This is a genomic window from Photobacterium damselae subsp. damselae, assembly GCF_038086725.1.
Classification (GTDB): domain Bacteria; phylum Pseudomonadota; class Gammaproteobacteria; order Enterobacterales; family Vibrionaceae; genus Photobacterium; species Photobacterium damselae.
In genome coordinates this window covers 3,137,069-3,157,121 of sequence record NZ_CP146970.1, presented here as the reverse complement: position 1 = coordinate 3,157,121, position 20,053 = coordinate 3,137,069, and the positions used below count along the sequence as shown (strand labels likewise).

The following is a 20,053-nucleotide window of genomic DNA, read 5'->3' as shown; positions in this document are numbered from 1 at the left end:
GTACTTGGAGCCATTAGTGTTATTTAGTTGGATGCATGAATCGAAAAATGCCCACCGATAAACGCTGGGCATGATAGTTCAACTTGCTAGTGATTACTTTTTCTTAGCGTTAGCAAATGCAGCCGCAAAAGCACCACCAAAAGCACTGTCGGTATTGTTTTGATTGCGATCTGAGTGATTGCTACGAGGGCGATTCTCTTGACGGCGATCAGCTTGTGGACGTGATTGGCGAGTTGGCTTTTCTGCGCCAGGTTCGTCATTTAAACGCATCGACATACCAATACGTTTACGCTGTAGATCCACTTCCATCACTTTTACTTTTACGATGTCGCCCGCTTTAACCACTTCACGAGGGTCAGAAACAAACTTATCGGATAGGGCTGAAATGTGAATTAAACCATCTTGGTGTACGCCAACATCAACAAAGGCACCGAAGTTAGTTACGTTGGTGATAACCCCTTCTAAGATCATACCTGGGATCAGATCTTTAACTTCATTAACGCCTTCCGCAAAGGTTGCCGTTTTAAACTCAGGGCGAGGGTCTCGGCCCGGCTTATCAAGTTCACTAATGATGTCAGTTACTGTTGGTAAACCAAAATGCTGATCGGTGTAGTCAACCGCTTTTAAGGTGCGCAGAAATTCGCTGTTACCAATAATGGCGTCTAACGATTTGTCGTTTGCACTGGCGATGCGTTTTACAACTTCATAAGATTCCGGGTGAACAGCAGAGCCATCGAGTGGGTTTTTACCGTTCATGATTCGTAAGAAACCTGCACACTGCTCAAATGCTTTCGGCCCTAATCGCGCCACTTTTTTCAGCGTAGTACGTGCTTCAAAACGGCCATTTTCATCACGATAATTAACAATGTTTTGCGCGATAGTAGCATTAAGACCTGCCACGCGAGTGAGTAATGGTGCTGATGCCGTATTAACATCGACACCCACGGCGTTTACACAGTCTTCAACGACAGCATCAAGACGTTTTGCCAGCATGCTCTGACTAACATCATGTTGGTATTGACCCACACCAATGGATTTAGGATCAATTTTCACTAATTCAGCGAGGGGATCTTGTAGGCGACGACCGATAGATACTGCACCTCGAATAGACACATCAAGATTTGGGAACTCGTTAGCCGCGAGCTCTGATGCTGAGTAAACCGAAGCTCCTGCTTCACTAACCATGATACTTTGGACCTTTAAGCTGTTATCTTTGATCAGCTGAGCCACAAAGCTATCGGTTTCACGAGAAGCTGTACCATTACCAATAGCAATCAGATTTACTTGATATTTAGCAATGAAAGCCAGTACCACTTTACCCGCTTCAGCAATTTTGTTGTGAGGGGCGTGAGGATAGATTGTTGCCGTATCTAATAACTTACCGGTTTCATCAACTACGGCAATTTTTGAGCCTGTACGTAGACCCGGGTCGATAGCAAGCGTGACACGAGGACCGGCAGGCGCTGCCATTAATAGGTCTTTAAGGTTATCGGCAAACACTTGCATTGCACCGTCTTCTGCGCGTTCGCGTAGGGCTGCCATTAACTCAGTTTCCATGTGCATTAGAATTTTAATGCGCCATGCCCAACTGATCACTTGTTTACGCCATGCATCACTTGGCTTAGTGCCTAACTGAACTTTGTAGTGATCGGCAATAATCACTTCGCAATGTGAGCCACGTACGGATTCATCTTGGTTTGGGTCGGCATTAAGTGATAGCTGTAAAAAGCCTTCATTACGACCACGAAATAGCGCTAAGGCACGGTGAGATGGGATCTGTTTAACTTTCTCACTGTATTCAAAATAGTCTTTGAATTTTGCGCCTTCGTGCTCTTTTCCATCAACAACACGTGACGTTAGCTCAGCTTGTTCTGTGAGATGACGGCGGATCTTCTCAAGTAGAGCCGCATCTTCAGCAAAACGCTCCATCAAGATAGCTCGTGCGCCATCTAGAACCGCTTTGGTATCTGCAAATCCTTTATCGGCATCAATATGATTGTGCGCTGCTGCTTCAGGATCTGTATCTGGATGTTGCCACAATAGGTCTGCAAGAGGCTCAATACCTGCTTCAATCGCAATTTGTCCTTTTGTACGACGCTTTGGTTTATAAGGTAGGTAAAGGTCTTCAAGACGAGTTTTGCTGTCGGCCTGGTTTATTTCTGCTTCTAGTTGAGGCGTTAGCTTATTTTGCTCACTGATAGATTTTAAAATCACTTTACGGCGATCATCGAGCTCACGTAGATAACCAAGACGAGATTCAAGGTTACGCAGTTGAGTATCGTCTAAACCGCCAGTCACTTCCTTACGATAACGGGCAACAAAAGGCACCGTATTACCATCATCTAGCAGGCTTACTGCCGCATTGATCTGCTCTAGGCGAACATTCAATTCGGAGGCAATAAGCTGGTTGATAGAGTTATTCATCCGTTATTTCTCTTACTTTGTCGATAACTGCAGTCATTCTACGGGGGAATTGAGGGGAGGCAAGTTAGAACTGTGTTATATGCGGAGCTTGTTTAGACGCAGATCAGTAAGCTTATAGCAAAAAAATATGCGATAGCCTAAAGAGGGTCTATCGCACGGTGTAAAATCATTAAGATGCTTGATAGCGAATTGCATTAATAAACCACAACTTTTGACCCAGAGGGGTTTGCACTATAGCCTCATCATCCACTTCTTTTTTCAGTAGAGCTCTGGCCATTGGTGAGTCGATTGAGATGTAATCTTTACGACCATAAATCTCATCAGGGCCAACAATGCGTAGGGTGAGTGTTTCACTTTCTTCGTTTTCAATTTCGACCCAAGCACCAAAAAAGACTTTGCCATCTTGCTGTGGTGAATAATCAACAACCTGCATTATCTCAAGACGTTTTCTTAAATAGCGTACTCGACGATCAATTTCACGCAGACGTTTTTTATTATATTGATAATCAGCATTTTCGCTGCGATCACCAAGGCTTGCGGCCCAAGTTACCTTTTTGGTTACTTCAGGACGCTCTTCTCGCCAGAGATAATCAAGTTCAGCTTTTAGCTTGTTATAACCTTCACGGGTCACCAAATTGGTTTTCATCTAAGCCTCTAACGTTCATTCTGCTTAGTTGCAGAGCCAAAATAGTGACGGTGAAATGGGGCGCGGTCAATAAAAAAACGAGCGGTTATATATTCTGCTCATTATTGAGATCGCAAATTATAAGACAGCAAGTGCTGCATCATAGTCTGGCTCTGTTTTAATTTCAGAAACAAGCTCACAGTGACTGACTTTCCCTGTTTCATCAAGGCAGATAACGGCTCGAGCGGCTAAACCTGCCATAGGGCCTTCAGCAATTTTGACACCATAGCTTTGTGTAAAATTCGGTGCACGGAAAAACGAAGCCATAGTGACATTTTCAATACCTTCTGCGGCACAAAAACGGCTTGCAGCAAAAGGTAGATCGGCAGAAATACAGATAACTGCAGTGTTTTCTTTACTCGCTGCTTGCTGATTAAACATGCGCACACTCATGGCGCAAATAGGGGTATCAACACTTGGGAAAATATTAAGAACGACTTTTTTCCCTGCAAAATCTGATAGGTTCACTGGGGCAAAACCGATTCCAGCCAGAGAAAAGTCAGCAACAGGTTCTCCAACTTGTGGAAAACGGCCTTGAATTTCAATTGGCTGACCTTGAAGTGTTACTTGTGACATGACTTTACCTCTAACTGATTGACTATCGATAGATTTCGATTTATGTATGCCTTTAAGTAATAATAAACCACAAATTATGGTTGCGAGCCATAAGTGATTGCTTGGTTATGGCTATATCAGCAAGAGGTGAAATCTATCTTATCTTGTTGTTTTGTAAGTGCTATAACATGAATAAATGATTTTATTGTGTTTTTTCATCGCCAGATGGACCGTTTTGTCTTACGCCTATGGTGATATTGCTGCGATGAGTCGACATAATCTGTAACAATTTAGTGAACGTTTTAATGACGAAATTCAGCATGAGTTGGCGTCTGTCACGTACACTAGGTTTCGTGTTAACGGCACGATCAATGAAGGTGATATATGCAGGAAAATTTTAAGATTCTGGTTGTTGATGACGATATGCGTCTACGTGCTTTGCTTGAGCGCTATTTATCAGAACAAGGCTTTCAAGTACGCAGCGTGGCAAATGGTGAACAGATGGATCGCTTATTGGCGCGTGAAAACTTTCATTTGATGGTGCTCGACTTAATGTTGCCGGGTGAAGATGGCTTATCAATTTGCCGTCGTCTGCGTAACGCCAATAATATGCTACCGATTTTGATGCTAACAGCAAAAGGCGACGAAGTTGATCGCATTGTGGGTTTAGAAGTTGGCGCGGATGATTATCTGCCAAAACCGTTTAACCCGCGTGAGTTGTTAGCTCGCATTCGCGCCGTATTACGACGTCAGACGATTGAAGCACCAGGTGCACCAAGCATTGATAGCAAAGTGATTGAGTTTGGTGACTTTCGTTTAAATCTCGGTACCCGTGAAATGTTCCGTGGCGATGAACCAATGCCATTAACCTCGGGCGAATTTGCTGTACTGAAAGCGCTTGTGACCAATGCTCGTGAGCCGATGTCGCGTGATAAGTTGATGAACATGGCTCGTGGTCGAGAGTATTCGGCAATGGAGCGTTCAATTGATGTTCAAATCTCTCGCTTACGTCGAATGGTAGAAGAGGATCCAAGTCGTCCACGTTACATTCAGACTGTATGGGGCCTTGGCTACGTGTTTGTACCGGATGGACAAGAGGCGTAATCATGCGTCTTTCGCCTCATAGTACGCTTGCTCGTACCATCATTTTGCTAGCTGGCTTGCTGATCGCAAGCCAGATTTTTTCCTATCTTACTGTAGTTAATTACGCGCTATTACCGAGTATTCAACAATTTAACCGAATCTTAGCTTATGAGGTTCGCTTGATGATGAAAGAAGACTTGGATATGGCCGATGGGGAAAAATTCCACCTTGATCGTCCTGTTAGACGTCAGTTACTTGAGCAACTTGGGGTAACCGTGGTTGCGGTAAACAGCCCAGAAGCTAAAGAGTTTGAACAAGCAACGCACATTGATTATCTCAGTGAAGAGATGAGTCATGAGCTTAAATCTCCCACCGATGTCAGATTATTATTAGGCGCCGACAGTTATGAGCTGTGGATGCACTGTGAGGCCATGCCTAATTATTTGCTTCGGGTACCACTATCGGCTCTGCAAGAAGATGATTTTTCTCCATTAATTATCTATAGCTTGGTTATTGCGGTCATGGTGATTGTTGGCGGTTGGATGTTTATTCGGATCCAAAATAGGCCGTTAATGGCACTAGAACAAGCCGCGATGCAGGTAGCAAAAGGCGATATTCCACCACCATTACCGGTCCAAGGCGCATCTGAAATTCGAGCGGTCACGAAGGCTTTCAATAAGATGGCTGAAGGGATTAAGCAGCTTGAAGATGATCGCGCTCTATTATTGGCAGGGGTTAGTCATGACCTACGTACACCTTTGACTCGAATTCGTCTTGCTACCGAAATGATGTCGCCTGAAGATGGGTATCTGGCTGAGAGTATGATCAAAGATACTGAAGAGTGTAATGAGATCATCAGTCAGTTTATGGATTACCTAAAATCGACTAAAAAGCAGGAAGAAGAGGATGTTGAGTTAAATACCTTATTGCAAGAAGTTGCTGAAGCTGAAGGTGGGTATGAGCGACATATCGAACAAGAGCTAGGACAAGTCCCTGGTGTTGTCCGAGCCAATACCGTAGCCCTGAAACGTTGTGTGTCTAACTTGGTTGTTAATGCGATTCGTTATGGTGACGGTTGGATTAAGATAAGCAGTGGAGCTTCTGCCGATCGACAAACTGCATGGTTCTGTGTTGAAGATAATGGCCCGGGTATTGCCCCTGATGAAGTGACTCGCATGTTCCAACCTTTAACCCGAGGCGATTCTGCCCGTGGCAGTGATGCAGAAGGTACAGGATTGGGCTTGGCAATTGTAAAGCGCATTATCGATCAGCATGAAGGCACCATCAATGTGACCAACCGCAGTGAAGGTGGATTGCGAGTACAGATTAATCTGCCACTTGCAAACGGAAAAGGCAGCAAGTTAACCTTACTGTAATCGTATAGCTGGCAATGCTTACTCATTGATAATGAATCGAGCTAAATAATAAAGCCCACAGTTTGCAATGAACTGTGGGCTTTTTGTTGGAACGTTTTTCCCGTTAGAGGGAGATGAGGCGTTTAGTTTGACGCAACTTGTTGTTCTAATTCTTGTTCTGTTTCTGCCTGAGTTTGCATGTGCTCTTCTGGCAAAATCAGGTTAAGCAAGATAGCGGTAATGCCACCTGCAGCCATGCCTGAAGAGAGGATACTTTTGACGATGTCAGGCATAAACTGCAAGATTTCAGGTTTTTGAGCGATACCCAGACCCATCGAAAAAGAGAGTGCCATAATCAAAATTGCGCGGCGATCGAGATGACAACGGGAGATGATACGAACACCTGATGCGGCAATGGTACCAAACATCACAATGGTGGCTCCGCCCAGTACTGGCTCAGGAATTAGCTGAACCAAATTTGCAACGCCAGGAAACAGACCTAGCAGCACCAGCATGGCAGAAACAAAGTAACCAATGTATCGACTTGCCACACCCGTTAATTGAATGATGCCGTTGTTTTGACTGAACGTTGAGTTAGGGAAACTGTTTAACACGGCAGCAAGTGCTGAGTTAATACCATCGGCAAGAACTCCGCCTTTGATTCGTTTAAGATAGACCGGACCTGCAACAGGCTGCTCTGAGGTTTCGGAGGTTGCGGTAATATCACCAATGGCTTCTAGTGAGGTGATGGCAAAAACGATCATCAGAGGAATAAGCAGTCCCCAGTCAAAGCCCAACCCGTATTGCATCGGCATTGGAATGGCAATCAGATCAGTTTGCGCCATTTTAGAACTATCTACCATGCCCATAAACCACGCTAATAGGGTACCCATCGCCATTGCAATCACGATAGAAGAGACGCGTAAATAAGGGTTACGTACTCGGTTAAGTAATACGATAAAGCCCAGTACAGTACCGGCAAGCAGAAGGTTATTTAAGCTGCCGAAGGTGCCACTTTCAATTGCACTATAACCACCACCGATAGAAGTTAGTCCGATCTGAATCAGAGTTAGACCAATTAGGGTAACCACAATGCCAGAGACTAAAGGAGTAATAATGCGTTGAGCATGTTGCAAAATACGTGAAATCACCACTTCGGTTAAAGAGGCAAATAAGATCGTGCCGAAAATAGCGGCCATCATGGTTGGGATATCAGCGCCACCTGCTTTTAATGCTAGCCCTGCACCAATGATAGGACCTAAAAAGTTAAAGCTGGTGCCTTGAATTGAAAGCAGTCCTGAGCCAACAGGGCCAAAGGTGCGAATTTGAATAAACGAGGCAATACCAGAAGCAAACAACGACATACTGACGATGGTATTGGTATCGCTGGCAGGCAAACCTAATGATTGGCAGATAATCAATGATGGGGTGATCACTGCGACAAACATTGCCAGCAGATGTTGGGTTGCGGCAAACAGACTTTGGGCAAAAGGAGGGCGATCGTTTAATCCATAAATAAGATCGCTATTGCGCTTTGGTTGGCTCGACATTGCCATGGTTCCTAATTGTGTTGGCTCAATTGCTTGGTTTTGCTGCGCTGAATGGGCGACAAAAGATCAAAGACGCCGATATCTGTGATTGCTGTTACTCAGAACGTCTAAGACCCCAAATGCTGAGCGGTTGAGAGTCGAGCGCTATTTTAGAGTAGTTTTACAAAATAGCAAACGTTTGCGTCTGTTTTATTTATGGCGGAGTAGGGAGATGATTATCAGGTATGCTATGGGGGGATTTCTGCTGTTGTTGGAAAAGTAGGAACAAGCTAGCTCCTACTTTTCGCGCTTTCTAGACCAATCTTTAGGCGTTAGAGTAGTTTTCTCGATTAGCAAGCCAACGATCAATAATAGCTTTGGCGTTATCTGGATAGTTCTGATGAATATAACGAGCCAACTTTTGAATTTGTGGAATCATATATTGGTCACGTACCAGATCTGCGACTTTAAATTCAGCAATACCTGTTTGCTTAGTACCTAATAATTCACCTGGGCCGCGAATTTCCAAATCCCGTTGTGCAATAACGAACCCATCGTTACTTTCTCGTAATACACCAAGTCGTTTTTGCGCTGTTTTCGAAAGCGGTGATTTATAAAGCAAGACACAGTGGCTGGCAATATTACCTCGACCTACGCGACCTCGAAGCTGATGGAGCTGAGCCAAACCTAATCGTTCTGGGTTTTCAATCACCATTAAGCTGGAATTAGGCACATCCACGCCCACTTCAATGACCGTTGTTGCGACCAGTAAATCCAATTCACCTGCTTTAAATTGCGCCATGATGTGCTGTTTTTCTTGCGCTTTCATTCGGCCATGAACTAAGCCAATGTTTAGTTCAGGTAATTTTGCCGTTAAATCGGCAGCGGTATCGGATGCGGCTTGTGCTTCAAGTACTTCAGATTCATCTATTAACGTACAGACCCAATACGCTTGACGACCTTCGGTTTGGCAAGCGTGACGAATTCGTTCAATGATGTCATCACGACGGGAATCAGGTACCGCAACAGTCGTGATAGGTGTTCGTCCCGGTGGTAACTCATCAATTACTGAGGTATCCATATCGGCGTAAGCGGTCATGGCTAATGTGCGCGGAATTGGCGTTGCCGTCATGACTAGCTGATGGGGATAACGACCGTCATTTGCCCCTTTTTCTCGCAATTCTAACCGCTGGTGGACACCAAAACGGTGCTGTTCATCAATGATCACCAAAGCAAGATTGGCAAATTTGACCTGCTCTTGAAACAGAGCATGAGTACCGACCACCATTTTGACACTGCCAGATTCTATTTTTTCTAACTCTTTTTCTCGTGCTTTGCCTTTTAACTTACCCGCTAGCCAACCGACTTGAATATCAAGAGGGTTAAACCAATTGGCAAAGTTGATCGCATGTTGTTCGGCTAACAGTTCAGTTGGAGCCATTAATGCCACTTGATAGCCATGTTCAATTGCTCGTAAAGCACTGAGCGCCGCTACCAAGGTTTTCCCCGAGCCTACATCACCTTGTACTAAGCGCATCATAGGCTGGGTTAGACTTAGGTCGTTTTCAATCTCAGCCACTACACGTTGTTGCGCGCGAGTTGGGGTGAAGGGTAAGGCGCTAAGCAGTTGTTGTTTTAATGTATCTGTAGCAGATAACGGCCAACTGTTGTGCTGTTGACCTTTACTGCGTAGAGCCAGCATCGATAAATTTTGCGCTAAAAGCTCTTCTAAGATAAGGCGTTGTTGCGCTGGGTGTTTTCCCGCCTCTAGTTGATCCAAAGAGATATCTGGAGTTGGGCGGTGCATAGTGTGTAGTGCTTGCGCTAGCGTCATTTGTCGATCATAGAGTCCTTCTGGAAGTAACTCTCGCACTGCCGCTTTATCTAATAACTTCAATGCTTGATCGGTAAGGTTACGCAAGGTGAGTTGACGCAATCCGTCGGTCGTTGGGTAGACAGGAGTTAACGTTTCTTCTACTCGCAATTCAGTCGGCTCAGAGAAAACACGGTAATCTGGATGATTGATTTCTAAGCCGTATTGACCCCGCTTGATTTCGCCATAAGCTTTGACCTGGCGACCTTCAATAAAGCTGTTTTTCATAGCGGCATTGAAGTTAAAAAAGCGTAATGTCACCGCTCCAGTATCATCGCCGATCTTAACCGTTAGCATTTTGCGTTTGCCAAAGGTCATATTACAAGTTAGGACTTCACCTTGAACGGTTAAGTGCTGCCCTGGTTTTATCTGTCCCATAGGCCAAATACGGGTGCGATCTTCATAACGTAAAGGCAGGTGAAAGAGTAAGTCTTGCACCGAATTTAAGCCTATTTTGCTAAGTTTCTCCGCCATTTTGGCACCAACGCCGCTTAACTCGCTGACTGCGATGGTATCGAGAAGTTGTCCGCTCATCCCGTATCCTATGGTTTATTTTTGTTTGTTTTTCTTTGGTTCGACCGCTTGCATGGTTGCCCACCAAGCATCATCTGCCACAATTTGTCCTTCGGCATCAAGCTCAGGATAAGGCAGTCCTTTACGTTTGGCGACGTTAGCTAGCACTGGGTGGCCACGTTCGAATAAAATACGATGAACCACTTCATCAGGCAATAGTGTTTCTGTGCGCTGATACATCCCAGCATTTTGGCGCTGACGTTGTGCTTCATACAGAATCAAGGCACTGGCTACCGATACATTTAACGACTGTACCATGCCCACCATTGGAATAATGATATCTTGATCTGCAAGGGCTAAAGCTTCAGCAGTGATCCCATGTTTTTCGCCGCCGAGAATAATTGCAGTCGGTTTTGTGTAATCTATCTCGCGAAAATCAACCGCTCGCTCAGATAAGTTGGTTGCCAGAACCTGCATTCCTTGTGCTTTCATCGCGTGTACTGCATCAGCAATATTGGCATGAGTTTCAAGTTCTACCCAGTTACGAGAACCGGCAGAGGTGTGGCTATGAAGACGCAGTTGTTCTGCTTGCCATACAGCATGAACTTTATGAACACCAACGGCATCTGCAGTACGAATAATGGCAGAAACATTATTTGGTTTATGGACCTGCTCAAGGCAAACCGTGAGGTCGGGTTGGCGTGTGGCTAAGACTTGTGAAATGCGTTCAAAGCGCTCAGGAGTCATAAATAAATCCTATAAGAAAACCCAGCTTTTTTTCTTGCATGGGAGATAAACAAAACGCCCAGTTAAGGGCGTTTGTGATCGTAAATGGCTCAGAAAAATCAGTTCTTTTGACGTGATACTCGTACCACGTTTGGCATAACGCGAATACGGCGCATAATACTTGCCAAATGGACTCGACTCTTGGTGGTCAGTCGAACTGTGATGGTGTAGAGACGACCATCTTTTTCTTCGGTGGCTAAGCCTTGAATGTTAGAGCCTGTTGCTGCAATGGTATTGGTAAGATCTGCCAGTGCGCCTTGGTGGTTGTGCATATCCACTTTTAGGTTGGTGACAAACTCTTGTTCAATATCATCGCTCCATTCTACCGCCATGTACTTATCGGGCTCCTTACGGTGGCCTCGGATATTGGCACATTCTTCACGGTGAATGACTAGACCTCTGCCTGGGCTAACATGAGCAACAATTGGATCGCCCGGAATTGGGTGACAACAGTTAGCGTACGTTAGCAAGATACCATCAGCCCCTTGGATAGGTAGGCGGTGGTGGTTATCTTTGGCATTAAGCTCATCGGCATTACCCAATAATCGACGGGCAATAACCACACTCATCAATTCGCCTAAACCAATCTCAGTGAGAAGTTCATCGGTTGATTCAATGCGAAGATCGCTTAGCACTTTATCGATATTTTCACTTGGTAGCTCATCGAGCTTCACACCACCAAGGGCATGATTTAGCAAACGACGACCAAGAGTAATAGATTCTTCACGGCGCATGGTCTTCAGTACCTGACGAATCTTAGTACGAGCGCGAGAAGTTACCACATAGTTGAGCCAAGCGGCATTTGGACGTGCGCCTGGTGCGGTGATGATATCGATAGTTTGGCCATTTTTCAGTGGCTTGCTTAATGGGTATGGTTGACGTTCAACACGACAGCCGACACAAGAGTTACCGACATCAGTATGAACGGCATAAGCAAAGTCCACCGCTGTTGCGCCCATCGGCAGTTCAACAATACGGCCTTTAGGTGTAAAGACATAAATCTCATCTGGGCAGAGATCAGATTTAACGTTTTCGATGAATTCAAATGAGTTACCGGCACTTTGCTGTAATTCAATTAAACTCTGCATCCAACGTTGCGCTTTTAGCTGAGCAGTTGTGCTAGAGCCTGCGCCATCTTTCTTGTATGCCCAATGTGCTGCAACCCCTTTATCGGCCATTTGATCCATATCTTCGGTACGAATCTGTACTTCAACAGGCACCCCGTGAGGGCCAACTAATGAAGTATGGAGTGACTGATAGCCATTGGCTTTTGGAATTGCGATGTAGTCTTTCATTCGACTTGGGCGTGGTTTATACAGGTTGTGCACCTGACCCAAGACGCGATAGCAGGTATCAATGTCTTTAACCAGTACTCGAAATGCGTAGATATCCATAATGGAGTGGAAACGCAGTTCTTTGTTTTTCATCTTGTTATAGATGGAGTACAGGTTTTTCTCTCGACCTAATACTTGCGCATCAATTCCCGCATCAACGAGACGACCCTCAATTTCAGCGTGAATCTTATTGATCATTTCTTTGCGGTTGCCCCTGGCCGCGGCGACGACATTTTTCAGCACTCGATAACGATTTGGGTACAGTGCTTCAAAGCCGAGTTCTTCGAGTTCGGTTTTGATGTTATGAATACCTAAACGGTGAGCGAGGGGAGAAAAAATTTCGAGGGTTTCACGGGCAATACGACGACGTTTGTCCGGACGTAAAGCACCAAGGGTACGCATATTATGTGTACGGTCGGCCAGTTTAATCAGAATCACGCGAATATCATGAGCCATTGCCATGATCATTTTGCGAAAGTTTTCTGCTTGAGCTTCTTTACGGTCGCGGAATTTTAGCTTATCCAGCTTAGAGACCCCGTCTACCAGTTCTGCAACTGTATCGCCAAAGCGTGTTGCCAAGTCATCCTTGGTTACTTCGGTATCTTCAATTACATCGTGGAGAAGGGCTGCCATTAGCGTTTCGTAGTCCAAACGCATTTCTGCCAGTATACGAGCTACAGCAATAGGGTGGATAATGTAAGGTTCGCCGCTTGAGCGTGTTTGGCCTTCGTGGGCGTCGCGCGCAACTAAATAAGCCTGCCTAAGAGCCTCGATCTGAGGCTCTGGCAGGTACTCAATTGCGACTTCTTTCAGGCTATCAAATAGATACAATTCGCCTGGTTCCCTGAATTAACGGTTGCCGCCAGCAATAGCACTTACAGCTGCAAGTTCAGCAGCTTCTTGCTCTTGCAGTTCCTGACGCTCGCGAGCATCTAGGATGTCTTTAGTAATTAGACCTTCTTCGATTTCACGAAGTGCAATTACTGTGTACTTGTCGTTTTCTTCTGGAACCAGTGGATCCTTTGCGCCAGTTTGCATTTGACGTGCGCGGCGAGCAGCAATTTGGATCAGATCGAAACGGTTGCCAATTTTATCAACAGCGTCTTGAACGGTTACGCGTGCCATGGAGGACTCCAGTGGTTATATAAGTAAAAGAGGGAAAATTGTACAAAAATACTTATTGATCTGCCAGTAGTGCAGCCAACATGCTCTTATATTTAGCAGCTTGTTTCGCTTGCTTCAATCGTTCTGCACGAATAATCGCTTTAAAATCGATTAAAGCTACGTCGAAATCATCATTAACGATCACATAATCGTACTCGTCATAGTGAGAAATTTCAGAACGAGCTTCTTGCATACGGCCCGCAATAACGTCGCTACTATCTTGACCTCGAGCATTCAAACGACGCTCCAGCTCTTCTTTTGATGGTGGCAGGATAAAGATGCTTTTTGCATTAGGCATTAGCTGGCGAATTTGGCGTGCGCCTTGCCAGTCGATATCTAAAAAGATGTCGATGCCTTTGCTTAGTTGCTCTTCAATCCATAGACGTGATGTGCCGTAGAAGTTACCAAATACTTCAGCATGTTCAAGGAATGCACCTTGGCCAATCAAATCAGTAAATTCTTCTACGCTAACGAAATTGTAATGAACGCCATGTTCTTCACCCGGACGCATTCCACGTGTAGTGTGGGACACGGATACTTTTATGTCATAGGTCGGGTTTTGTTCCAGAAGGGCGTTAATCAAACTTGATTTACCAGCACCGCTTGGAGCCGACACGATGTATAGAGTACCTTTGCTCATTGCCTATTTTCACTCAGTGATAGAAGGGCGCGCAGATTATCATGATCTGCGCACAATTGAAATTAGCAGCTTGTTTGAAATTTCATCTTTTTTCGCACGAACTGCCATTGCGTTAGCCTTTTTATAAGCCTAGATGAAATGTTTTTTAGTGCCATATCTGCTAGTGAGGTTAGTTTTAGCCTTATGAATCTTTTAAATACTCATCTGTGATGAAACATTCGCCCATAAGGTTACGTTCGCCTTTTGGTATATCTTCTTTTTGCGCTAGGCTTTCCCATCCTGAAATGATTTGAATCAGCTGTTGAAAAATTTCATGTGCTTTTTGTGCTTTGACTTGAAAATAATCAGCAACTTCAAAGGCGAGATTAATATCAATAGCATTACTTGTCTCATCTATATTTAGATGTAATCCTGTTGCACTCAATGTTGGGTTAATATCATATGCTGGCGAAAGTCGCCATCCCGTTGCTTCAGAATAAAACCATGATTTCTTAAATGACTATCAAAATCTTCTAGTTGGGTCATAGTCGAACTAAAATGAAGCCTTTGCCATCATTAGTTCGATCAAATCGCTTACTCAAGAAAATATGATGCACTCCGATCGCTTCAACTTTGGACTTGGACATATTAATTCCCATGTCTAAAGCCATCTGATAGACAATGAGCTCCCATAGTCCAATATTATACTCATCATAACTGCTTGGGAATTTAGCTAACCATAGACTTTGGTCAATGTCTCCAATGGATGCTTTAGGGTGAGCTCCCCCTAATGAAGAGGTGAAAGATCTCTACGGGCTTTGTCGAGCGAGAACTGTTAACCTATGCAAGGGGGATCACCGTGAGGTGAAATCTGAAGGAAGCAAAAAACTTGGCTGTGACGAACAGATATCTAATAGTAGATCATTACAACTTGAGTAACCTAGCAATAGATAGAATAGCCTAATGCCTTGATGGAAAGTGTGTAGTGATAAATTAGGCACAGCCAAAGGAAAGAACAACGTCTATTATCTTAGGAGAATTTATTGTTTGTCTTTATAGAAACTAATACAGCAGTAATGCTGATTTGACACCTAATAAGTCAGCAATTGAAGTACAGCTTCTTTTACTCAGAGCAGATATTAAACTCAACCCCAGTTGATTTTTAAGTGAGATAATCATAATCGGCATTTTTTCTACTTAGCTCTTAAGATCCTGTCGATGATAAGCCCTACATTTATTATATTCAGATTAATTAAAATGTTCATACTTGCTGAATAAATATTAATTATTACAAATAAAATGACCTCTGATGGTAAAATGCTTTCTCATATTTATGTTATTCTACTTTTTTAAAAAAAGTACGTTTTTATTTTTTGAAATATAGAGAAAGTAACTTGGTTAAGTATAAGTCTGCGTTATTAGTTTTATTGGTTTTATTAGTTTCTGGTTGTGGTGATGATGATTCATCTATAATTGATAGTGGTGATGACTCATCTATAATTGATAGTGGTGATGACTCATCTATAATTGATAGTGGTGATGACTCATCTATAATTGATGGTGGTGATGACTCATCTATAATTGATGGTGGTGATGACTCATCTATAATTGATGGTAGTGATAGTATACCAGTCATGAATGAGCATCTCGGGCAGTCCAGTTCGATGGTTAATCTTGTTAGTAAAGACTATGTTGCAAAAGCGCAAAAAATAGATTTTTCCATAAAAGGAAACGAGGAAAAACTTACTCAGCGTAATATTGAGATTGGAGCCGAGGAGCATACTAAATTTTTATTTAATGACATTATTCTAACTAAAAATGATAAATCTATTCTTATTGAAAATTATACCCCTTTCTTGCTCGATGATTTTTATGCAAAAATCAATGAAAATATTTATTACATTAAATTAGATAAAGTATTAAGTGGTTATAGTAAAGCGGAATATTCTACTAATGTTGATATATTATCTATTACGCCATTATTTGGCGATACAATGTTTCAACCTGTAATTATCTGGGGTAATGAAGGTGACGAAGTCGATTCGTCTAAATGCTTACCTGTTGATAGTGATAGATGCTATGCTTGGCCAACAGAAGAGCAACAAAAGATATATGAACGTATTTTAGTGAATATGCACAATTCTTTTAATTCTAAATATTTTTTTCCATTATTAAAAGAATCATATGATCAATTTTGTGCAGACGATCTATATGGATGTGCAGCTCATGGGAACAAAGCTCATGATAATTATTTAAGAATGGCAATTAAAGGCCATCAATTAAAGTTTAGCGTTTTATACCATGAATCAGATCATGTGTTAGGGGTTGGTGGTAATTGGGCAAATTCTGGTTTAGATCCTATGTATACATCTGAGGCAATAAGCAGAGGATGGGCTAGTATATGGTTTGGTACTATTAGCAAAGATAATGATAAGTTTGCTCCTAATAGCTATGATATCTATAAAACAATGTTTCATGAACCAGCTCACGGGTATAACTTTGATCATGAATCAGGGATGACATATGGTTTCTCTGAAATTTACGGCCGAGATTTTAAAAACTTACATATTCCAGTGTCGGATGTGGAAAATATTTCGGCAAAGAAAACGCCAGATGTTATTTTGAATAAGATAGGTAATCAAAATGGTATTATTAGTTATGAAGTGTTATCTAAGCCAGATGTTGATGTGTTTGACATAAATATTACTGTGTTAAATACTCAAGCAATAAGTTATGAAGACAGACTATATGAATATGATGGTAAGGTTTTTTATGATATTAAATTTTTAAAAACACCTCAAACGTTAACTTATATTCAGTTATCATCTTCAAATTATGATTATATGTATACTGAAAGACTAGAAACAGAAGAAATATATCCTGAAGATCCTGTGTTTGTAACACTAAGTGGAAAACAATATTATGATTTGTCAATTGAAAGAATAAATAAAGATTTTGAAGTAAAAGAAGCTAAATATATTTGTCCCGAACAGATTAAGGGTTCTCGTGCATCGAAAAAAGCTGATTCTAATGAGTTATGGAATTTATATATTAAAGATACCGAGAATACATTAAAAACAAGTGAATATATTGGCGCAGAAAAGTGGTCTGATGATACAGCTGATGTGATTGACTTCTCTAATCATGATTCATTTGTAAGAAATAAGATATCTCGATCTGTGAAATTTAATAATGATTATGGATTGATCTGTATTAAAGATTAATCAAGATAAAACCCGATATCAATTATAGATATTGGGTCAGGGTGTCCACATGAATGGTTAAGACTTAGCCATTCATGTAAATCCAGCCATAAGAACTTGTTCCAAGTAGGCTGATTCTATTATGCACCGCTTTTGTTTCATCGGTACGCTAATCTTGGTTGACTCCCCTCTGAGTATATTCGGTACCATATACCTTAATGTCGCCAAGTTTTCAGCGATGTTTTTGCTCTATAAATCTGACAAGCATCTTCACCCATACTGGCATCTAAATCCAGTGCATAGATTCAATGCCCCAGTACGAGCAGATAGCCTATCTTGCCTCTGTTGTCGTTTTCACATCCATTTTGTATTGAGTGCATTTGCCACTTCACTATCCATTATATTACCCGTTTGTTCGTGGTTGTTGATGAATTTCATGGCTGGTAAAAATAACAAAGCCCTTAGTAAATAAGAGCTTTGTGGAAGTGTGTGGAGTAGAGGTGAATCTATTCAATATTCTGAATTTGCTCGCAGAATAGCATTGGCAATGCCCTATGAAACCAGTGCTTTCAAGCGATTATGGTGAGTAACTGTATCACGTTACTCACCGATATACTCACCAAAAAGAATTTGGTTAACATCATCGATGTTGCATCCAAAGCAGAAGATCGGACAGTAACCAAGACTTGGTTGTACCAACTTGCTTGGCTACCGGGACTTGGCCTTTTCGGCTTAGCCTCCACCAAGTGGTGTTGCTGACGGAGGTGAGTTGTTTACGCTCGGCTTCTCTTACCAAGCGCTCTGACTCACCATAGGCGTTCAAGATCTCTGCTCTTTGTGTCAACGTCGGTTCAGTATAAGGCATTTATTTTTCCTCCTCCACCCGGTGGGACATCAACCAGGCATCGAGATCATCGCGCTTGAAGTACAGCTTGCGATTTGGCTTATAGTGCGGGATCTGCTTGGCATGGGTCAGCTTATATATGTACTTAACTGACAAACCTGTGTATTGGGCGGTTTCTTCAGCGCTAAGAAACTGCTTTTGCGATGTGATCAGGGTGCGCAGCTCCTCTGTTGCGGTTTTGATATCTGCCAGAAGCGCTTTAGCTTCCGCTCGTTCCTTCTGGGAAATGGGAAAGTGGGAAATCATGCTTCGCCTCCTTGTTGAAAGCGGCTGAAGTCAACATCGAGATCTAGTTGTTCTGTAATCCTAGTCGGGAAGATTTTAAAGTTTCGAGCTGCACGGCCAGAAACATTGCTTTTGAATGTGCCGCGAGCAGGCTCATTGGTTTGCAGCCAGCCTTGCCTTTTCAGAAATAGCGCTGTCTGAATGACCTGATGGTCAAAATCTAGCTTAAAAGCTCGCTTGAACGCATCTCGATGGATATGCCAGCAAAGCTCGCCTCTCTCGTATCGCCACCATCCATTTTTGGCTATTTCACCGGGTAAACTCATTGAATACTGCCACTTGGGAATGATTTGCCGCAGCTGGTTCTTTATATGTCGTTCTTCAAAGTCACAATCTTCATCCTGGTTGGCTACCCATGCCTCAAAGATTTTCCCGATCTCCATAATGGCGCTGCCTTTACTCCACGGAAGCGCACCTAATTCAATGGCAAGCTCGCCAACGGAAGCGACAAAGGCGAAGCGGTCAGCAGCAAAACTTATCTGATTGTTTTTTGCTAGTTCGTAGCAATCAAACCACATCGATGATATTGATTTAATTCTTGAGGTTAGTTTTTCCCTGATGTCACCAATGGACGCGACCTGGTTTAGAAAGGGTTGAAGCGCTGTACCATGCTGCTGTGATGTTACTTGGGCTATGTGTTCAGCAAATTCTTTAGCGGAGGAAAGTCCATGTATGTGCTCGAAGGCTCCATGTTTTTGAAACAGAGGAATTTCAAAAAATCGCATAAGCTGTCCAGCTTGAACCTTTCGGTTTGCTTGGGCTAGAACTTGAGCAAGGCTAATTTCTCCTGTCGAGAGCCCCACAATGTTCCAGTGATACTGCTCTTGCAGGTTGGCACTTTTGGTCGCTCTTAGCTTTGATGTGCCATTGCCTAGTTGATAAACGCCGGTCAGTACCGATTCAGGATCTGCCTGTTGGAATTCATCCAACAGAACAATCATGTTGTTGCGTGACTTAGCTCTGGCCTCGAGGCCGTTGCTGGTACTACTCCAAGAATCACAGTAATTAAAGTCAGAGCAAACAGAAGCCGCAAGTCGCAATAAGGTAGTTTTGCCATTTTTAGAACTGCCTAGAAAATGTACTAGAAATGAGTCCCAATCTAATTTGGATAGCAAAGGAGCAGCGAAAGCTGAGCACAGTGAAAAAGTCATTAAAGCATTGTTTTGGCATAAGCGGGCAACGGACTCTTGCCAATCCATAAATGTACCTTTGGAACTCAACTTCTCTGCGGAATCATTTTGGAAAATCACTTCTTGTTCACTAAAGCCCGCTACCCAGCTTGGTGTAACAAATTGATCGTAATACCAACCAGTTTGATCAACCGTAACTACAGTGTCTGTTGGTGATGATGACAAAATATAGTCAATGATGTGTTTCCAGTAACCCTGCCTGTAATGTATGTATAAGCCCGTATCAGCAAGTGTTTGAATCATAGAACGCCCTCCATCAGCAAGAATATCCTTCATTTTGAAGACTCGTTCGTGATGCTCGCCCACTCTTGAGCGCCATTGGATTAGAATGCCAAATCCTTTCTTAAAATCTGGGTCATACGTGTGAGCTTTAACAGAGATAGGTCCCGCTATTAGTTCTGGTGGTGCGCCTTCAGGTAAAGACATCAACCCCTCATCTCGTTTCTCGATTGTTAAGTTCATTGCAAATCCTCAGTGGATTGGCTGCAGCGCAATAGTTTCAGATCTTTTCAATTGATTTCGTCGACGTGATGATGGTACCGATTTCTGAG

General features: G+C 43.0%; 17 protein-coding genes. 3 read left to right on the top strand and 14 right to left on the bottom strand.

What is annotated here, in order from left to right; all coding sequences use genetic code 11:
• Positions 1–93: 93 nt before the first annotated feature.
• The 3 genes from WAX86_RS14530 to tpx form a co-directional block, all read right to left on the bottom strand.
• Complete coding sequence (locus tag WAX86_RS14530) at positions 94–2,424, bottom strand: Tex family protein (RefSeq protein WP_341488947.1); 2,331 nt, start codon at positions 2,422–2,424, stop codon at positions 94–96.
• A gap of 169 nt (positions 2,425–2,593) precedes the next feature.
• Entirely contained in the window at positions 2,594–3,070 is a 477-nt protein-coding gene (gene greB, locus WAX86_RS14525) for a transcription elongation factor GreB (protein WP_065172462.1), read from the bottom strand.
• Positions 3,071–3,187: 117 nt separating this feature from the next.
• Complete coding sequence (gene tpx / locus WAX86_RS14520) at positions 3,188–3,685, bottom strand: thiol peroxidase (RefSeq protein ID WP_065172461.1); 498 nt, start codon at positions 3,683–3,685, stop codon at positions 3,188–3,190.
• 363 nt (positions 3,686–4,048) lie between these two features.
• Here tpx and ompR point away from each other — a divergent pair, with 363 nt between their 5' ends.
• Positions 4,049–4,768: a two-component system response regulator OmpR gene (ompR, locus tag WAX86_RS14515; RefSeq protein WP_005302504.1), complete on the top strand. Its 720-nt coding sequence runs from the start codon at positions 4,049–4,051 to the stop codon at positions 4,766–4,768.
• A 2-nt stretch (positions 4,769–4,770) separates the two neighbouring features.
• The gene (gene envZ, locus WAX86_RS14510; RefSeq protein WP_065172460.1) at positions 4,771–6,123 is read left to right on the top strand and encodes a two-component system sensor histidine kinase EnvZ; all 1,353 of its coding nucleotides are present in this window, start codon (positions 4,771–4,773) and stop codon (positions 6,121–6,123) included.
• Between the two features lie 122 nt (positions 6,124–6,245).
• Here envZ and WAX86_RS14505 read toward each other — a convergent pair whose 3' ends face one another.
• From WAX86_RS14505 to WAX86_RS14470, 8 genes are all read right to left on the bottom strand, one after another.
• Positions 6,246–7,652, bottom strand: a complete 1,407-nt coding sequence (locus tag WAX86_RS14505; protein WP_176284258.1) for a uracil-xanthine permease family protein — start codon at positions 7,650–7,652, stop codon at positions 6,246–6,248.
• Positions 7,653–7,956: 304 nt separating this feature from the next.
• The gene (gene recG, locus WAX86_RS14500) at positions 7,957–10,038 is read right to left on the bottom strand and encodes an ATP-dependent DNA helicase RecG (RefSeq protein WP_341488946.1); all 2,082 of its coding nucleotides are present in this window, start codon (positions 10,036–10,038) and stop codon (positions 7,957–7,959) included.
• Positions 10,039–10,053: 15 nt separating this feature from the next.
• Positions 10,054–10,764 carry a tRNA (guanosine(18)-2'-O)-methyltransferase TrmH gene (gene trmH, locus WAX86_RS14495; protein WP_065172457.1) on the bottom strand — a complete coding sequence of 237 codons (711 nt, stop codon included), beginning with the start codon at positions 10,762–10,764 and terminating at the stop codon, positions 10,054–10,056.
• Between the two features lie 98 nt (positions 10,765–10,862).
• The gene (gene spoT, locus WAX86_RS14490) at positions 10,863–12,968 is read right to left on the bottom strand and encodes a bifunctional GTP diphosphokinase/guanosine-3',5'-bis pyrophosphate 3'-pyrophosphohydrolase (protein WP_005302514.1); all 2,106 of its coding nucleotides are present in this window, start codon (positions 12,966–12,968) and stop codon (positions 10,863–10,865) included.
• A gap of 18 nt (positions 12,969–12,986) precedes the next feature.
• Entirely contained in the window at positions 12,987–13,262 is a 276-nt protein-coding gene (gene rpoZ / locus WAX86_RS14485; RefSeq protein ID WP_005302516.1) for a DNA-directed RNA polymerase subunit omega, read from the bottom strand.
• 52 nt (positions 13,263–13,314) lie between these two features.
• The gene (gene gmk, locus WAX86_RS14480; protein WP_065172456.1) at positions 13,315–13,941 is read right to left on the bottom strand and encodes a guanylate kinase; all 627 of its coding nucleotides are present in this window, start codon (positions 13,939–13,941) and stop codon (positions 13,315–13,317) included.
• Between the two features lie 181 nt (positions 13,942–14,122).
• Positions 14,123–14,365, bottom strand: coding sequence for a hypothetical protein (locus tag WAX86_RS14475; protein ID WP_341488945.1), 243 nt, complete (start codon positions 14,363–14,365; stop codon positions 14,123–14,125).
• A gap of 97 nt (positions 14,366–14,462) precedes the next feature.
• Entirely contained in the window at positions 14,463–14,675 is a 213-nt protein-coding gene (locus WAX86_RS14470; RefSeq protein ID WP_341489389.1) for a HipA domain-containing protein, read from the bottom strand.
• A 639-nt stretch (positions 14,676–15,314) separates the two neighbouring features.
• On the opposite strand from WAX86_RS14470, the gene WAX86_RS14465 reads away from it, so the two are divergent.
• On the top strand, positions 15,315–17,144 hold the full coding sequence (locus WAX86_RS14465; protein WP_341488944.1) for a hypothetical protein: 1,830 nt from the start codon (positions 15,315–15,317) through the stop codon (positions 17,142–17,144).
• Between the two features lie 619 nt (positions 17,145–17,763).
• Here WAX86_RS14465 and WAX86_RS14455 read toward each other — a convergent pair.
• The 3 genes from WAX86_RS14455 to WAX86_RS14445 are packed head-to-tail and all read right to left on the bottom strand — an operon-like array spanning position 17,764 to position 19,964.
• Complete coding sequence (locus tag WAX86_RS14455; RefSeq protein ID WP_017043872.1) at positions 17,764–17,988, bottom strand: hypothetical protein; 225 nt, start codon at positions 17,986–17,988, stop codon at positions 17,764–17,766.
• Positions 17,989–18,273 carry a helix-turn-helix domain-containing protein gene (locus WAX86_RS14450; RefSeq protein WP_017043871.1) on the bottom strand — a complete coding sequence of 95 codons (285 nt, stop codon included), beginning with the start codon at positions 18,271–18,273 and terminating at the stop codon, positions 17,989–17,991.
• Positions 18,270–19,964, bottom strand: coding sequence for a DUF927 domain-containing protein (locus WAX86_RS14445; RefSeq protein WP_017043870.1), 1,695 nt, complete (start codon positions 19,962–19,964; stop codon positions 18,270–18,272). The genes WAX86_RS14450 and WAX86_RS14445 overlap by 4 nt, the downstream gene beginning before the upstream one ends.
• Positions 19,965–20,053: the final 89 nt, after the last annotated feature.

What these genes read in the sequence shown, in the direction of transcription:
- envZ (WP_065172460.1), top strand. Translation starts at nt 4,771, where the DNA reads ATGCGTCTTTCGCCTCATAGTACGCTTGCTCGTACCATCATTTTGCTA.
- WAX86_RS14505 (WP_176284258.1), bottom strand. Translation starts at nt 7,652, where the DNA reads ATGTCGAGCCAACCAAAGCGCAATAGCGATCTTATTTATGGATTAAAC.
- rpoZ (WP_005302516.1), bottom strand. Translation starts at nt 13,262, where the DNA reads ATGGCACGCGTAACCGTTCAAGACGCTGTTGATAAAATTGGCAACCGT.
- ompR (WP_005302504.1), top strand. Translation starts at nt 4,049, where the DNA reads ATGCAGGAAAATTTTAAGATTCTGGTTGTTGATGACGATATGCGTCTA.
- WAX86_RS14450 (WP_017043871.1), bottom strand. Translation starts at nt 18,273, where the DNA reads ATGATTTCCCACTTTCCCATTTCCCAGAAGGAACGAGCGGAAGCTAAA.
- WAX86_RS14530 (WP_341488947.1), bottom strand. Translation starts at nt 2,424, where the DNA reads ATGAATAACTCTATCAACCAGCTTATTGCCTCCGAATTGAATGTTCGC.
- recG (WP_341488946.1), bottom strand. Translation starts at nt 10,038, where the DNA reads ATGAGCGGACAACTTCTCGATACCATCGCAGTCAGCGAGTTAAGCGGC.
- gmk (WP_065172456.1), bottom strand. Translation starts at nt 13,941, where the DNA reads ATGAGCAAAGGTACTCTATACATCGTGTCGGCTCCAAGCGGTGCTGGT.
- WAX86_RS14445 (WP_017043870.1), bottom strand. Translation starts at nt 19,964, where the DNA reads ATGAACTTAACAATCGAGAAACGAGATGAGGGGTTGATGTCTTTACCT.
- trmH (WP_065172457.1), bottom strand. Translation starts at nt 10,764, where the DNA reads ATGACTCCTGAGCGCTTTGAACGCATTTCACAAGTCTTAGCCACACGC.
- WAX86_RS14455 (WP_017043872.1), bottom strand. Translation starts at nt 17,988, where the DNA reads ATGCCTTATACTGAACCGACGTTGACACAAAGAGCAGAGATCTTGAAC.
- greB (WP_065172462.1), bottom strand. Translation starts at nt 3,070, where the DNA reads ATGAAAACCAATTTGGTGACCCGTGAAGGTTATAACAAGCTAAAAGCT.
- tpx (WP_065172461.1), bottom strand. Translation starts at nt 3,685, where the DNA reads ATGTCACAAGTAACACTTCAAGGTCAGCCAATTGAAATTCAAGGCCGT.